Consider the following 15,187-nt stretch of genomic DNA (forward strand, 5'->3'; position numbering starts at 1 on the left):
ATAATAATATTATAGTTCATAAAATATAAATACTATATATGATTTCATTAAAGGAGGAAAGCATGTATAGTATTTTATTTTTTCTTATAATAATACTCAGTATAATTTTAGTTAAGTTATTGAATATAAAAAGCAATGTTATTTTTTCTGTACTCCTTACCTTAACAGTTGTTTATTTCATAGTTAATCCAAGACTTTCTATGGAAGCATCATTATCAGGAGCAAAATTATTTTTTAACTCTATACTCCCTACAATGTTTCCATTTATGGTTATATGTAATATGATTATAAACCTAGATGGCATAAAATTATATTCAAAAATCTTAGGCCCACTACTTTGTAAACCATTAGGCTTAAGCAACTCTTGTAGTTTTGCTTTAGTTGCTAGTTTTCTTTGTGGTTATCCACTTGGTGCAAAATATTCTACAGACTTATATAAGAAAGGAGTAATAAGCGAAGAAGAATTTTCAAGATTACTTAATATAGCTTCAAACATAGGTCCATTATTCTTAATTGGAGCTGTCGGTACATCCATGCTTGATAATTCAACTTTAGGATATCTCTTACTTATACCAAGCTACCTTTCTACTATTATAATAGGAATATTAACGAAAAACAAAAAAAGAGGGCAACACTTCCCTCTTCCCAATAAAGAAACCACTAATTCATCCAAACACCAAAATATAGGTGAAGTAATAAAAAAATCTATTGAAGATGCAACATTTAACATCCTTGTCCTATGTGGTTACGTAATTATTTTTTCAGTTATAATAAGCATGATAAAAACCCTCTTTATATCTACCGGTACTTTATCTAATCTTTGTCAGCTATTAAATATACCTGAGGATATATTAAGCGGAGTTTTTCTTGGAAGTATAGAAGTTACTAATGGATGTAATATTATTTCATCTAGCAATATACCTTTAGTCTTCAAATTATGCTTACTTGCTTTCTTAAGTTCATTTGGAGGTCTTTCAATAATAGCTCAAACAGCCTCTTTCTTCTATAAAGAAAATGTATCTATGACTAAATACTTTCTTTATAAAGTATTACAGGGTATTGTAGCTTTTGTAATAATGTTTTTTACCTATATAATATTTAAGAACAATATTTCAGTATTCTTGATAGAAAGCAGTTTCTTCTTAACTCTTTCTCCACTAATACTTATAATAGGAATAACACTTGGACTAGCCTTACTATATAAACTACTTATCGCCTCTTAGTTCCTTAATATTGCTTCTTATTTCAAAAGTTGTTTTATCTAAATCCTCAGTGAAATCCATGGCGAACTTCTCCATATTATTTTTCATATGGTTAAGAAATACTTCTCTTCTCTCTTGTATTTCATTTTCAAGTTGAGATAAAACTTCATCAGCATATTCTCTTGAGCCTAGTCTAATAGTTTTTGCCTGTCTTTGTGCATTAGCTATTATCTCCTGGGCTCTTAATTCTGCTTCTTTTACTATATTATGATTCTCGACTCTTTTTTTCATCATTTCATAAGTCTCATGTTTAACATTCTCATTTTCTTTTCTTGCTTCAGCTAAGATTCTTTCTTTCTCACTTAATACCCACTGTGATTTCTTTATCTCATCTGGAAGACAATTAGCTATTCGGTCTATAAGTTCAAGAATTTCTTTTCTATCAACTACAACTTTTCCTGTTATAGGAACCTTTGAAGCTCCCTCAACAGTATCTCTTAAGTAATCTAAAGTATCCATAACTTCTGAGTCCATATTCATAATTATCCCTCCCTTCTCAATAAACTAATCCTTTCTTGTAAATCCTCAACTATTTCTTCTGGAACAAAGTTTTTAACCTCTCCATTGAAACTTGCAACCTGCTTTATAGCAGATGAACTTATATATGAGTAACTAGGACTTGTAACCATAAATACAGTTTCAACCTCATTTGCCAACTCTCTATTCATAAGCGCCATCTGGAACTCATATTCAAAGTCAGTAACTGATCTTAAACCTTTTATAATTACATCAGCCTTCTCTTTTCTCATAAAATCAATTAAAAGTCCATTAAAGCTCTTAACCTCAACATTATCATATTTAGCTACACATTTCTCTATAAGATTAACCCTTTCTTCTATAGAAAACATACCTTTTTTATTTATGTTTATTAGAACAGCCACTATGACCTTATCAAACTTGCCTGCTGCTCTTTCAATAAGGTCTAGGTGCCCTTTAGTAATAGGGTCAAAACTCCCAGGATAAACCCCTATTCTCATTTTAGTCCTCCTTTATTCTATAAAGACAAACTGTTGTATTTCCGTACTTTTTAACTTTTGTAAGTTTTATATTCTCAGTTCCTTCAAATATATCTTCTTTTGAATCTATCTTTGTAACTATTAATCCATCTTCTTGAAGTAATTTTTTCTCATCTATTATTTCCATAGCCTCTGGAATAAGATTTTTCATATATGGAGGATACTATAAACATTAAATCAAACACTTTTCCTCTTGAAGCCAAACTTCTTAATGCAGAATAAGCATCTGTATTTAAAGCATGACAGAAATCTCCAAACCCTAAGTTTTCTATATTCTTCTTTAAAACTGGGAAAGTTATTGGGCTTTTATCAACTAAGTAACACTCTTCTGCTCCTCTACTTGCAGCCTCTAATCCTAAACTTCCTGTTCCAGCGAAAACATCAATAACTACTGCTTCTGGAATTTCCCATTGAATCATACTGAATATTGATTCCTTTATTCTATCTAGTGTTGGTCTTGTTTCATGTGTTGGTGGAGATAATATAGTTCTTCCTTTTGCTTTTCCTGCTATTATTCTCATTTTTAACGTCCTCCTTTGATTTTCCTTAATTATTTTATCACATTACTAGTTTTTGAACAATTTACTAATTAAAACAAATATACTTGCTATTTCTTTCAATTCCTCTCATTATTTCAGAGCAAAGTTTTTCATTCTCTTCATTAATGTTGTTTACTATTAATTTTGCTTCATGATTTGCACACTTTAGTATTTTTATATCATCAACTACATTAGCTAAGATAAACCCTTCATCACCATGCTGTCTCATACCAAATACTTCCCCAGCACCTCTAAGTTTCAAATCTTCTTCCGCAATGTAGAATCCATCTGAACTCTCTGTCATAATCTCCATTCTTCTTTTAGTAACATCATTTTTTGTATTAGCTATAAGAATACACGAAGACTTATGTTCTCCTCTACCTACTCTTCCTCTAAGTTGATGAAGTTGTGCTAAACCAAATCTCTCCGCATTCTCTATAATCATCATAGTTGCATTTGGAACATTAACACCTACTTCTATAACCGTTGTAGATATTATACCTTTTATTTCCCCATTTTTAAAGGTATTTATGATTTCATCCTTTTCTTTTCCATTCATTTTTCCATGAAGTATTTCGATATTTATATCTTTAAATATTCCATTTTTAAGTTCTTCATAAATTTTTTCTACTGAATTAAGCTTTAGTTTTTCATTTTCTTCTATTAAAGGAGAAACTATATAAAACTGTCTTCCTTTTTCAACTTCCTTGAGTGCAAAGTTATAAGCCTTCATCCTACTATTCATATCAACTAATATAGTATCAATTGGTTTTCTTCCTGGCGGAAGTTCATCTATGATTGAAATATCCAAATCACTATAAAGGTATAATGATAAAGTTCTTGGAATAGGAGTAGCTGTCATAACTAAAACATCCGATCTCTTGTTTTTATTTATAAGTCTACTTCTTTGCTCAACTCCAAATCTATGTTGTTCATCTGTTACAACAAGTCCTAGATTATTAAGTTCTACATCATCTTGTATAACAGCATGAGTTCCTATTACCATTATCTCTTTTCCTGTAGCAATCTTTTCCTTTATTCTTTTCTTTTCTTTTTCCTTAGTACTTCCAGTAAGAAGTTCTATATCAACACCAAATTGTTCCAAGTACTTTTTAGCCTCAGCATAATGCTGATTTGCTAATATTTCCGTTGGAGCCATTAAAACTGTTTGGTATCCATTCATATAAACATTAAACATCGATATAAGTGCTACTAAAGTCTTTCCAGAACCAACATCTCCTTGTACTAATCTATTCATTGCTATATTTCTCTTTTGATCCATAAGTATTTCTCTAAGGGTTCTAGATTGAGCATTAGTTAATGTATACGGTAATGATTCCTTTAAATCTTTAAGAAGAGGACTCATTTTAAAACTTATACCACTATTTTCTTTTTTTATATGAGCTTTCATCATTATTACTTTTAATGAGTATGTAAATAACTCTTGAAACTTCAATCTATTTATAGCATTTTGAAGCTCTCCTCTCCCAGTTGGAAAATGTATGCTTCTTATGGCTTCATCTAAAGATATCAATTTATACTTATCAACAATTTCTTTAGGTAAATTCTCTTTAATAATCATATTCTTTAATATTTCATTAATAACTTTAACTATAACTTTGCTTGTTAATCCATTTTTCAACACATATATAGGAAGTATTTCACTTTTATTAGCTTCCTTACAAGGTATTATTGGATTTATAACTTCTAAAGTATTTCCAACCTTTTTGAATTTACCCATAAGATTATATTCTTTTCCTAAAGCAAAATTTCTTTTTATATAAGGTTGATTAAACCACTTCCCAACAACCTTAAAATTATTATACGTAAAATTAATAGAAGTAAGAGTTTTTCCTGTTCTAGTTCTAACTGAACTTCCATAACTTTGAACTGTACATTTTATTATTGCCTTCTCATCTCCATTTTGATTATTTAAATCGACTTCATCATTTAAGAATTCATAATCTCTAGGAAAGTATAATAGCAAATCTAAAACTGTAAATATTCCAACCTTATTAAGCTTTTCTTTAAGCTTAGGCCCAACACCCTTTACAAAACCTATATCATCATATATGTTCATAGTTCTACCCTCCTTCTCTAATATAAAATTGCAAAATTAAAGGATTATAACCATAATAAATATAGCTATAACCCCCTAATAAGATTTCTATTCCTATCAGCTTTAATTAATCACTCTTAATAAAAACTACTATTCTACTGACATTATGAAGTAGTATAATGGTTGTTCTCCATTATAGCACTGAACATCTAAGTCATCATATTTCTCTTCTAACATTTCAACTAAAGCATCAACTTTTTCTTCATCACAGTCTTTACCATAGAAGATAGTAATTAACTCTGAATCTTCATCAACTAATGATCCTATTAAGTCTTCTGCAACCTTGTATGGATCTTCTCCAACTTCTTTAATCTTACCTTCAACTAAACCTAAGATATTACCTTCTTTGATTTCTTTTCCATCAATCTCAGTATCTCTAACAGCATATGTTACTGAAGTTGTCTTAACCATTTCCATAGCTTCATTTAACTCATCAACATTTTCTTCAACTTCTGCTTCTGGGTTAAACATAGTTATACAAGTTATTCCTTGAGGAATTGTTTTAGTTGGTATAACTCTTATATCTTTATCTGAAATCTCAGCCGCTTGATTAGCTGCCATGATTATATTCTTATTATTAGGTAAAATAAATATATGCTCAGCATTTAATTTGTCTATAGCCGCTAACATATCTTGAGTACTTGGGTTCATAGTTTGACCACCCTCTATTACGTAGTCAACACCTAAGTCCTTGAATATGTTTTTCATACCTTCACCCATAGCTACTGATATGAATGCATATTTTTTAAATTCACTAGCCGCAACATCTTCTTCTGGTTCTGAGTATCCTTCACTCATTCCCTCAAGCATTTCTCTATGCTCTTCTCTCATGTTGTCTATTTTTATTTTAGAAAGCTCTCCAAACTTAACAGCTTCTTCTAAAACGCTACCTGGATTATTAGTGTGAATATGTACTTTTATTACATCTTCATATCCAACAACAACTAGAGAATCTCCTTTTTCTATAACCTTAGCTCTAAAGTCTTCTGCATGAGTTGCATCTCCTAATATTATGAACTCAGTACAGTAACCAAACTTAATATCAGCCTCACTCATAGCTTCTCCTCTTTGAGTTTGAGCAACTGAAGTTTTAACTGCTTGTGGTTTCTCTGTAGTTATTTTTAAATCATTTTCTAAAGCTTCTTGCATTCCTTGAAGGATTATTAATAATCCCATTCCGCCTGAATCAACAACTTTAGCTTTTTTTAATGCTGGTAGCATCTCTGGAGTTTTATCAAGCATTATCTTACTTTCTCTACAAACTTCTCTCATAAGTTCAGTTATATCATCTTCTTTTAAAGCTACTGCAACCTCTCCAGCTGTTCTTACTATTGTAAGTATTGTTCCTTCTGTAGGTCTCATTACAGCTTTATAAGCTGACTTACTTCCTTCTAAAAGAGAATTAGCAAATTCTGCTGCATCTACTTCATCCTTGCCTTCAAGTCCTTTTGAAATACCTCTAAGAATTTGTGAAAGAATAACTCCTGAGTTTCCTCTAGCACCCATAAGTGCCCCCTTAGCTAACTTCTTAGAAACTTCACCAATATTTTGGCTATTCATTCCTTCGATTTCCTTAACAGCAGCTCTAAATGTCATAGACATATTTGTTCCTGTATCTCCATCTGGAACTGGGAAAACGTTAAGTGAGTTTACATATTCACTTTGTAACTCTAACTTAGTTGCTGCATTACTCATCATATAATACAAATGTTCCCCATTTATTTTATTAAATTTCATTCTATTTTACCTCCTAGACTCTAACCGCTTGAACATTTACTGTTATGCTAGATACCTTAAGCCCAGTATAATTTTCAACATTGTACTTAACCTTTTGAATTATATTGTTTGCTATTACAGATATTTTTGTTCCATACTCTACCATAACAAATACTTCTATTGTTAACTTATTATTTTTATTATCTATTTTTACGCCTTTTGTTAAATTTTCTATTCTCATTAATTCCCAAAGACCTTCTGTTGCACTTTTAGAAACCATTCCAACTACTCCATAGCACTCCATTGTTGATAATCCAACAATTTTTGCTAAAACGTCATCAGTGTAAGATACATTTCCATATTCATTTGAATATCCTATCATGGCGATTCCTCCTCAACTATTACATATACTATATTCTATATTAAATACATTGATTATTCAAGAACTATATATGTATGGCAACATATTTTTAAAGATTTATTTTAATATTATACTTGCACAACTCATATATATTATGATAGAATATTATCTGTCCTATTGAAGATTTTATCTTCATTTTAAAGGAGGTGTTTTTAATGGCAAGAAGATGCGAGATTTGTAACAAAGGAGTTGTTGCTGGTACACAGTACAGCCACTCACACAGACAATCAAAGAGAACTTGGGCTCCTAACATAAAAAAGGTTAAAGCAATAGTTAAGGGAACACCAAAAACTGTTCACGTTTGTACAAGATGCTTAAGATCTGGAAAAGTTCAAAGAGCTATATAAGAAATCTTTGGCAAAAATGCAGTTATTTAGACTGCATTTTTATTTTGCACAAAATTAAGGGATAAGCTATGCTTATCCCTTGTTTTTCCATCTTATGTATTTGATTTTTTATTGCCTTTAAAAATCCTAACAATCTTACCTAAGAATTTTGGCAATTTAATAGTCATTATTCTCATAAACTATCTCCTACCTTTTTATTTATTACCCAAAATATTTTATGCAGAAGAATCTCAAACTGTGTTTAATCTCTTGAATATATAACTAGAACCTCACCTTTTTCAAATGATATCTCCATATATTCATCAACAAACTCATTAGAAACACATAATGAATCTCCTAATAAGAGTTTATGATTACTAAGTGGATATTTAGAACTTTTTATAGAAAAATTATCTACAGATTCTCCAAAAGCTTGAAATGATATATAATCACCAAATTCATTTTTTAGAATCGTACTTTTATTCTTTAACATAATTTTATTATTATTATCAATAATATATGCCTCTATTCCCTTTTCTAAGGAACTTCTTAAAAGACCTAAATTAGCAAGAACATGATCTAGTCTTGTCCCAGTGACTCCCAAAAAGGCTATTTCTGTAGCTCCAAGGTTAATCGCCTTTAAAAACGCTATCTCTGTATCTGTATTGTCCTTTTCTGGATTAAACCTTTCTATATTTAAATCTTTTAATCGCTCTTTAAATTCTTCTGAAATTGAATCAAAGTCGCCTAAAGCATAATCTGGAGTAAATCCATTTATTAAAAATGCTTCAACCCCTTTATCAGCTGCTATTAATACATCACTATTTTTTGCTTCACTTTCTAACAGCTCTTTACTTGGTTTTTCTCCTCCAGCTATTATAAGAGCTTTCATATTATAGAGCCTCTCTTAGAGCTTTTATATTTTCTTCTATCTTATCTTCTTTAAATACAGCTGAACCTGCAACCAATACGTTAGCCCCTGCCTCAACTATTTCTTTAATATTATTTGCACCTACTCCTCCATCAACTTGGATTAATAAGTCTTCTCTTCCACAAGCTTTAGCCATCTCTTTAACTTCTCTTATTTTATCTAAGCTATATGATATAAAGCTTTGTCCTCCAAAACCAGGATTAACAGACATAATTAATACCATATCTAGTGAAGGTATTAAGTTTTGTAACATCGAAACTGGAGTTCCTGGATTTAAAGCAATACCGGCTTTACATCCTTTACTCTTTATGTAGTTTACTGTTCTGTCTATGTGTCTATCTGATTCATAATGAACTGTTATTAAATCTGCTCCTGAAGCTATAAACTCATCCACATACTTCCCTGGTTCCTCTATCATTAAGTGAACGTCAAAAACTAAATTACTCATTCCTCTTATAGCTTTCATTATTGGGAATCCAAAGCTTATATTAGGAACAAAATGACCATCCATTACATCTATATGTAAGAATTCTGCTCCACCTTTTTCTACTCTTTTTACTTGTTCTCCTAAAATGCTAAAATCTGCTGATAATATTGATGGTGCTATTTTAACCATTAATTACCCCTCCTATTTAATATCTCTTCTAATGTTTTTATATAAAATTCATATCTTAGCTTGTTTATTTTACCCTCTTCTACAGCCTCTTTAACTGCACACTTTGGCTCCTTATAATGGTTACATCCATTAAACTTACAAAGGTTGTTATAGTCATTAAACTCTGGGAAACAATATTTAAGACTATCTCTATTTATGAAAGTAACATCTAAAGTAGTGAATCCTGGTGTATCTACTAGATATCCATTATCTATATCTATAAGCTCACTATGTCTAGTTGTATGCTTACCTCTTCCAATCTTCTCACTTACACTTCCTGTTTCCATATGTTCTCTATCAATAAATGAATTTAGAAGTGTAGATTTCCCTGCTCCTGAAGGACCACAAAGAACTGTTATATTATCTTCTAATCTCTCTTTTAAAGCATCAAAGCCCTTTCCCTCTTTAGCATTTATGAACAGAACCTCATATCCAATATCATTTATTATAGCCTTTAATTCATCCTTCTCTTCCTCAGTACATAAATCCTCTTTATTTAAACATACAACAGCATGTATATCATTGTACTCACAAAGGGTTAAGAATCTATTTAACAAATCCAAATTGATATCCGGATTTTTAATTGCAAAAACAACAAAAGCTTGTGTTACGTTTGCAACTGTTGGTCTTATAAGCTCCGAACTTCTCTCGTGTATTTCTTCAATTACACCTTTTCCATTTTCAACTTTTATAGTAACTCTATCTCCAACCATGGGCTTTAATGAGTTATATCTAAATTTCCCTCTAGCTTTACACTCAATAACTCCCTCTTCTGTTTTTATATAATAGAATCCACCTATTCCTTTGATTATAATTCCTTCCATATTTCCTCCGTATCTTTTAATTGTATATTCTTATAATAAACAGATTTTCATATAAAATGCAAGAAGCTTAAGGATTTTCTTCCTTAAGCTTCTTATTATAAAGTTTAAAAACTATGATTTTTTATTTGGACTATGGCTTGCTTGTTGATTATTATTTTGATTGTTGCCTTGTTGATCTTGACCACTGTTTCCACCTTGATCTCCACCTTGGTTGCCTCCATCTGTTGTATCGCCACCTTGACCACCATCAGTTGAGTCTCCACCTTGATCAGGCTTTTTATCTGGTTCTGGTTTCTTTTCCTCTTCCATAGTTACACTAACTGATGAACCTTCTTCAACTTCACCAGAATTACTTACTGATTTAACTTTAGCAGTATCACTTGTAATACCATTTACAGTTATATGATTCTTGGAAGCCCACTCCTTAGCTTGTGCTCCAGTCATTCCAACAAGCTCACCTGCATTATGCTTAGGTTTACTATAATCTCCATAGTAAACTATTGTTATAGTTGTTCCTTGTCTCATTTCATATCCTGGAGCTGGATCTTGTTTATAAACTTTTCCTGATTTATCTGCACTATCAGCATTATCACCTTTAGTAGCATTTACTTTAAACCCTAAACCTTCTAACTCACTCTTAGCTTGATCTACAGTTTTTCCTGATAAATTAGGAACCTTAGCAACCTTAATTTCTGGTCCTTTGCTTATAACAATATCAACTTTAGAATTCTTATCCACTTCAACATTTGCACTAGGACTTTGTGAAATAACCTGTCCCTTAGCTACACTGTTACTATATTCATAATCAACATTTCCAAGTTCTAAGTTTAATGTTCCTAGAGTATTTTTAACAGAATCTAAATCCATACCTTCAAAGTTCGGAACCTTTACTTGGCTTACACCACCGCTTATTGTTAGTTTAATTTCTGAACCTTTTTTAGCTGAAGTATTTGCAGCTGGATCTGTGCTTAAAACTATTCCTTTTTCTTGGTCACTTTCTTCAGTAACTTCTAGAACTTTAAATCCTAGTTTTTCTAACTCAGCTTTCGCATCATCAGCTTTAGCTCCTACAACATTAGGAACAGCTACGCCTTTACCACCTTCAACAAATTTCTTCATTCCAAAGAAACCTAAAGATATACCTAAGGCTACAACTAAAATAGTTGCCACAATAATTACTGCTGTTGAACTCTTTTTCTTACCCTTTGGATTATTTTGCTTCTTTGGAGTTTCAACTACCTTTTGTGGCTCCTCATAGTCATCGTCTTCATCTTCATCTTCGTCATATTCATCATATTCATCTTCATCATCAATATCACTTAACGGCTTTTTAGTTTCATCTAAATCAGGTACAACTACTGGTGCCATAACTCTTGTAAACTGCTCCTCTTCTTCTGAAGATTTAGGAGAAATTATTACATCAGGATTATTCTTTATTTTTTCCAAATCACTTATTATTTCTCTAGCTGTCTGATATCTATTAACTGCATCTTTTTCCATAGCCTTTAATATCAAATCATTTAAGCTATTTGGGATACTCCTATTTATATTTTTAGGAGGTATTGCTTTCTCTTGTATATGTTTTACAGCTACTGTAACTGGAGAATCACCATCAAAAGGTACAACTCCTGTAACCATTTCATATAAAACAATTCCTAAAGAATATAAATCTGTTCTATAATCAGTATAAGTTCCTTTAGCTTGTTCCGGAGAAAAATAATGTGCAGAACCCATAACGCTATTTGTATGAGCTATTGTTGATGAATCCATAGATTTAGCTATTCCAAAGTCTGTTACTTTAACAACACCTTCTTCAGTAACTAAAATATTTTGTGGTTTAACATCCCTGTGTACAATTCCATTTTTATGTGCACATTCTAAAGCCTTAGCAACTTTTATACCTATGCTTATGGCAACTTCATATGGTAAAGCACCTTTATCTTTTATAATATCCTTTAATGTTTTACCTTCTATATATTCCATAACAATATAGTTCATATCATCCTGTGTTCCAACATCTAATACATTAACTACGTTTGGATTGGATAAGTTAGCAATAGCTGTAGCTTCTTTTTTAAATTTTTTAACAATTTCTTCGTTATTTTTAAATTCGTCTTTTAATATTTTAACAGCTACGAATCTATTTAATTTTCTGCATCTCGCCTTATATACGAAGGACATTCCCCCTTCGCCTACGCGCTCAAGTAACTCGTACCTATTCCCTAAGATCTTACCTATCATTCTATTTCTCTCCTCCAAAAACTAACACTGTAATATTGTCTCTGCCTCCTCTTGCTTTAGCCATGTCAACCAAATCCTTGCATGTTTTATCAAAGTTTTCAGATTTTATTACTTCATTCCATATTTCTTCTTCATCAACATCATTACTTAACCCATCAGTGCAAAGTAGATAAGCTTTGTATTCATGCTTATCTAACTTAAATATGTCAACATCAACATTTGAATTAGTTCCTATAGCTCTAGTTATTATATTCTTTCTAGGGTGTTTTTTTGCCTGCCCTTCAGTAATACATCCACTATCTATAAGTTCTTGAACTAATGAGTGATCCTTTGTTAATTTCTTTATACCACTCTCATTTATACCAAAACAAGCACTGTCTCCTACATTGGCAACATAAATTATGTTTTTAACTTCTAAAATAGCAGTTATTGTTGTTCCCATGCCTGATAAACCACTACTCTCTTGGCTCATATTATATATTTTTGAATTTGCATATAATATAGCATCTTTTAACAACTCATCTAAAGATACTACTCCATAGTTTTCTTTAACAAAAGATATAATACTTTCAACAGCTCTCTTACTAGCTACCTCACCAGCATTATGTCCTCCCATACCATCTCCTACAACATATATAGAAAATTCATTTTCTCTAGAATAAGATAAAAAATCCTCATTTAATTCTCTAATATTACCTTTGTCTGTTACAAATCCTAACATATTATTTCCCCCTACAGCTCTAACCCTTTTGACTTAATATAACTTCTTCTTAATTGACCACAGGCTGCATTTATATCTGAACCCATTTCTCTTCTTACTGTAGCTTCTACTCCATATGTTTTAAGAGTATTTAAAAACGCCTCTATATCTTTCTTAGAAGATTTCTTGAACTCATTTTCTTTTATCTCATTTACAGGAATTAAGTTTACATGACAAAGCATGCCTTTTAGTAATTTTCCTAAACTCTTAGCATCTTCCTTAGTATCATTTACTCCTTTAACTAAAGAATACTCAAAAGTTATTCTTCTTCCAGTCTTCTCAATATAATAGTTACAAGCATCTAATATTTCACTTATTGAATACTTATTTGCTATAGGCATTATTGTTTTTCTTTTTTCATCAGAAACAGCATGTAATGAAATAGCTAGTGTAACTTGCATTTCCTTATCTGCCATATCCTTAATTTTTGGTACTAATCCACAAGTTGATAATGTAATATGTCTTTGTCCTATGTTTAATCCATAGTCAGCATTTACTAATTCTAAGAATTTCATGACATTATCATAGTTGTCTAGCGGCTCTCCACTTCCCATTAGTACTATATTAGATATTCTCTCTCCTAAAAGCTTTTGACCTATTAAAACTTCTGATAATATTTCTCCAGCTGTTAAGTTTCTTACCATTCCTTCTAATGTAGACGCACAGAATTTACATCCCATTCTGCAACCAATTTGTGTGGAAACACAAATTGAATTACCGTATTTATATCTCATAATAACGCATTCAATTATGTTTCCATCACCTAATCCTAAAAGGATTTTTTTAGTTCCATCCTCACCAGATGATAAAGAATCTATAACTTCGGGAATACCTATATAAAAATTCTCTGAAAGCTTACTTTTAAGATTATTAGGTATATTTTTCATACCTTCAAAATCAAATACTTCTTTTTTATATATCCAATCAAAGATTTGCTTTGCTCTAAAAGCACTTTCTCCATTTTCCTTCATCCATATTTTTAACTCTTCTAATGTAAAATCTAAGATGTTTTTCATATAGTCTCACCTTCCATGTTCATCTCTTTTGCTGACTTATTATTTTTTCTTAAGCTTAGCAATAAAGAAACCATCCATGTATTTGTTAGGTAATATTGTAACACTTCCATTTTCATTGTATATTACATTATCTGCTTTTCCTAAAAATACTTTTTCTATTTCACAATCTGAATTTCTTTCTACGAACCAATCTATAACTTCTTCATTTTCTTTTTTATTTAAAGTACAAGTTGAATAAATTAATTCTCCACCTTCTCTTAGATAGTTCCATGCATTCTTTAAGATTTCTTTTTGAACTTTAACAACCTCTGTTAAGTCATTATTCTTCTTGTTCCATTTTATTTCCGGTTTCTTTCTTATTATTCCAAGTCCTGAACAAGGTACATCTAATAATACTCTATCAGCCCAGTTTATATACTTAGAACTTATTTTTGTAGCGTCTCCTAATTCAACTTCAACATTTGTTAAACCTAGTCTATCTACATTTTCTTTTATTAAAGCTAATTTATGTTCATGCACATCAAACGCCATAACCTTACCTTCATTCATCATTAACTCAGCTATATGAGTAGCTTTAGTTCCTGGTGCACTACAAAGATCCATTACTTGCTCTTTACCTTCTAAATCAAATAATGGAGCAACTAACATAGCACTTTCATCCTGTACTGTTATTAATCCTTCTTGGTAAAGTTTATTCTTTTCTATTGCACTACCTTTTTTTATGATTATAGCTTCCGGAGAGAATGCTCCCTCTTCAACATCATATCCTTCTTCAACAAGTCTATCATAAACATCATCATAGTCAGCTTTAAAAGTGTTTACTCTTACAGTCATGTATGGAACTGTATTTAATCCTCTAAGTATTCTTAAAGCATCTTCTTTTCCATATTGCTTAGTAAACATTTCTATCATCCATCTATCAAATGAGAAGTCATAACATAAAGCTTCATTGTTTCTTAATCCAACTTTGAAGTTTTTATTTTCATTTCTTAAGTAGTTTCTTAAAACTCCATTTACAAACTTAGTTAAGTTTGATGCTTTTCCTTAGTTAAATTAACAGCCTCATTAACTATTGCATAAGGTGGCACTCTATCTAAGAACTTCATTTGATATATAGCACTTCTTAGTATATTTACTACACTATCATCTATTTTTCCAATGTCAGCAACAAAGTTTGAAAGAATTATATCTATCATCTTTTTGTATTTTATTGTTCCATAAACAACTTCTGTTATTAATCCCTTATCTTTTGGATCTATCTCATTCATTGCAAATTGCTTGTTTATTTCTATATTTGAATATGCTCCATTTAATAAAACATTATCTAATATTTCGACTATTATTTTTCTTGCATTCATACT

Annotated in this window: 14 protein-coding genes and 2 pseudogenes; 2 read left to right on the forward strand and 14 right to left on the reverse strand. The window is 30.9% G+C overall.

What is annotated here, in order from left to right; genetic code table 11:
- The first annotated feature begins 62 nt into the window (after positions 1 to 62).
- Positions 63 to 1,223, forward strand: a complete 1,161-nt coding sequence (gene ylbJ / locus ACQZHJ_RS12335; RefSeq protein WP_430485856.1) for a sporulation integral membrane protein YlbJ — start codon at positions 63 to 65, stop codon at positions 1,221 to 1,223.
- Here the strand turns inward: ylbJ and ACQZHJ_RS12340 are convergent.
- The 6 genes and pseudogenes from ACQZHJ_RS12340 to ACQZHJ_RS12365 form a co-directional block, all read right to left on the reverse strand.
- Positions 1,206 to 1,736 (reverse strand): ATPase, encoded by a 531-nt coding sequence (locus tag ACQZHJ_RS12340; RefSeq protein WP_430486895.1) that lies wholly within the window; start codon positions 1,734 to 1,736, stop codon positions 1,206 to 1,208. The two genes, ylbJ and ACQZHJ_RS12340, sit on opposite strands and share 18 nt — an antisense overlap.
- An 8-nt stretch (positions 1,737 to 1,744) precedes the next feature.
- Entirely contained in the window at positions 1,745 to 2,239 is a 495-nt protein-coding gene (gene coaD / locus ACQZHJ_RS12345; protein WP_430485857.1) for a pantetheine-phosphate adenylyltransferase, read from the reverse strand.
- Between the two features lies 1 nt (position 2,240).
- Positions 2,241 to 2,799, reverse strand: a pseudogene (gene rsmD, locus ACQZHJ_RS12350) (16S rRNA (guanine(966)-N(2))-methyltransferase RsmD).
- 64 nt (positions 2,800 to 2,863) lie between these two features.
- Positions 2,864 to 4,897 (reverse strand): ATP-dependent DNA helicase RecG, encoded by a 2,034-nt coding sequence (recG, locus tag ACQZHJ_RS12355; protein ID WP_430485858.1) that lies wholly within the window; start codon positions 4,895 to 4,897, stop codon positions 2,864 to 2,866.
- Between the two features lie 129 nt (positions 4,898 to 5,026).
- Positions 5,027 to 6,673 carry a DAK2 domain-containing protein gene (locus tag ACQZHJ_RS12360; protein WP_430485859.1) on the reverse strand — a complete coding sequence of 549 codons (1,647 nt, stop codon included), beginning with the start codon at positions 6,671 to 6,673 and terminating at the stop codon, positions 5,027 to 5,029.
- Positions 6,674 to 6,686: 13 nt separating this feature from the next.
- The gene (locus tag ACQZHJ_RS12365) at positions 6,687 to 7,034 is read right to left on the reverse strand and encodes an Asp23/Gls24 family envelope stress response protein (RefSeq protein WP_423237550.1); all 348 of its coding nucleotides are present in this window, start codon (positions 7,032 to 7,034) and stop codon (positions 6,687 to 6,689) included.
- A gap of 194 nt (positions 7,035 to 7,228) precedes the next feature.
- Between ACQZHJ_RS12365 and rpmB the strand changes: the two genes are divergently transcribed.
- The gene (gene rpmB / locus ACQZHJ_RS12370; protein ID WP_300346376.1) at positions 7,229 to 7,420 is read left to right on the forward strand and encodes a 50S ribosomal protein L28; all 192 of its coding nucleotides are present in this window, start codon (positions 7,229 to 7,231) and stop codon (positions 7,418 to 7,420) included.
- A gap of 92 nt (positions 7,421 to 7,512) precedes the next feature.
- Here the strand turns inward: rpmB and spoVM are convergent, their stop codons facing one another.
- The 8 genes and pseudogenes from spoVM to rsmB all read right to left on the reverse strand — a co-directional run bounded on the left by spoVM (position 7,513) and on the right by rsmB (position 15,184).
- Entirely contained in the window at positions 7,513 to 7,596 is an 84-nt protein-coding gene (spoVM, locus tag ACQZHJ_RS12375) for a stage V sporulation protein SpoVM (protein WP_430486896.1), read from the reverse strand.
- Positions 7,597 to 7,661: 65 nt separating this feature from the next.
- Entirely contained in the window at positions 7,662 to 8,291 is a 630-nt protein-coding gene (locus ACQZHJ_RS12380) for a thiamine diphosphokinase (protein WP_430485860.1), read from the reverse strand.
- 1 nt (position 8,292) lies between these two features.
- Complete coding sequence (gene rpe / locus ACQZHJ_RS12385; RefSeq protein WP_430485861.1) at positions 8,293 to 8,946, reverse strand: ribulose-phosphate 3-epimerase; 654 nt, start codon at positions 8,944 to 8,946, stop codon at positions 8,293 to 8,295.
- Positions 8,946 to 9,809 (reverse strand): ribosome small subunit-dependent GTPase A, encoded by an 864-nt coding sequence (rsgA, locus tag ACQZHJ_RS12390; protein ID WP_430485862.1) that lies wholly within the window; start codon positions 9,807 to 9,809, stop codon positions 8,946 to 8,948. Before rsgA ends, rpe begins: the two co-directional genes overlap by 1 nt.
- Before the next feature lie 111 nt (positions 9,810 to 9,920).
- Positions 9,921 to 12,050, reverse strand: coding sequence for a Stk1 family PASTA domain-containing Ser/Thr kinase (gene pknB, locus ACQZHJ_RS12395; protein WP_430485863.1), 2,130 nt, complete (start codon positions 12,048 to 12,050; stop codon positions 9,921 to 9,923).
- A gap of 1 nt (position 12,051) precedes the next feature.
- The gene (locus ACQZHJ_RS12400) at positions 12,052 to 12,771 is read right to left on the reverse strand and encodes a Stp1/IreP family PP2C-type Ser/Thr phosphatase (RefSeq protein ID WP_430485864.1); all 720 of its coding nucleotides are present in this window, start codon (positions 12,769 to 12,771) and stop codon (positions 12,052 to 12,054) included.
- 11 nt (positions 12,772 to 12,782) lie between these two features.
- Positions 12,783 to 13,826: a 23S rRNA (adenine(2503)-C(2))-methyltransferase RlmN gene (rlmN, locus tag ACQZHJ_RS12405; RefSeq protein WP_430485865.1), complete on the reverse strand. Its 1,044-nt coding sequence runs from the start codon at positions 13,824 to 13,826 to the stop codon at positions 12,783 to 12,785.
- A gap of 39 nt (positions 13,827 to 13,865) precedes the next feature.
- Positions 13,866 to 15,184, reverse strand: a pseudogene (gene rsmB, locus ACQZHJ_RS12410) (16S rRNA (cytosine(967)-C(5))-methyltransferase RsmB).
- Positions 15,185 to 15,187 lie beyond the last annotated feature (3 nt).

This window comes from Clostridium sp. B9 (assembly GCF_050509515.1).
GTDB lineage: Bacteria > Bacillota > Clostridia > Clostridiales > Clostridiaceae > Sarcina.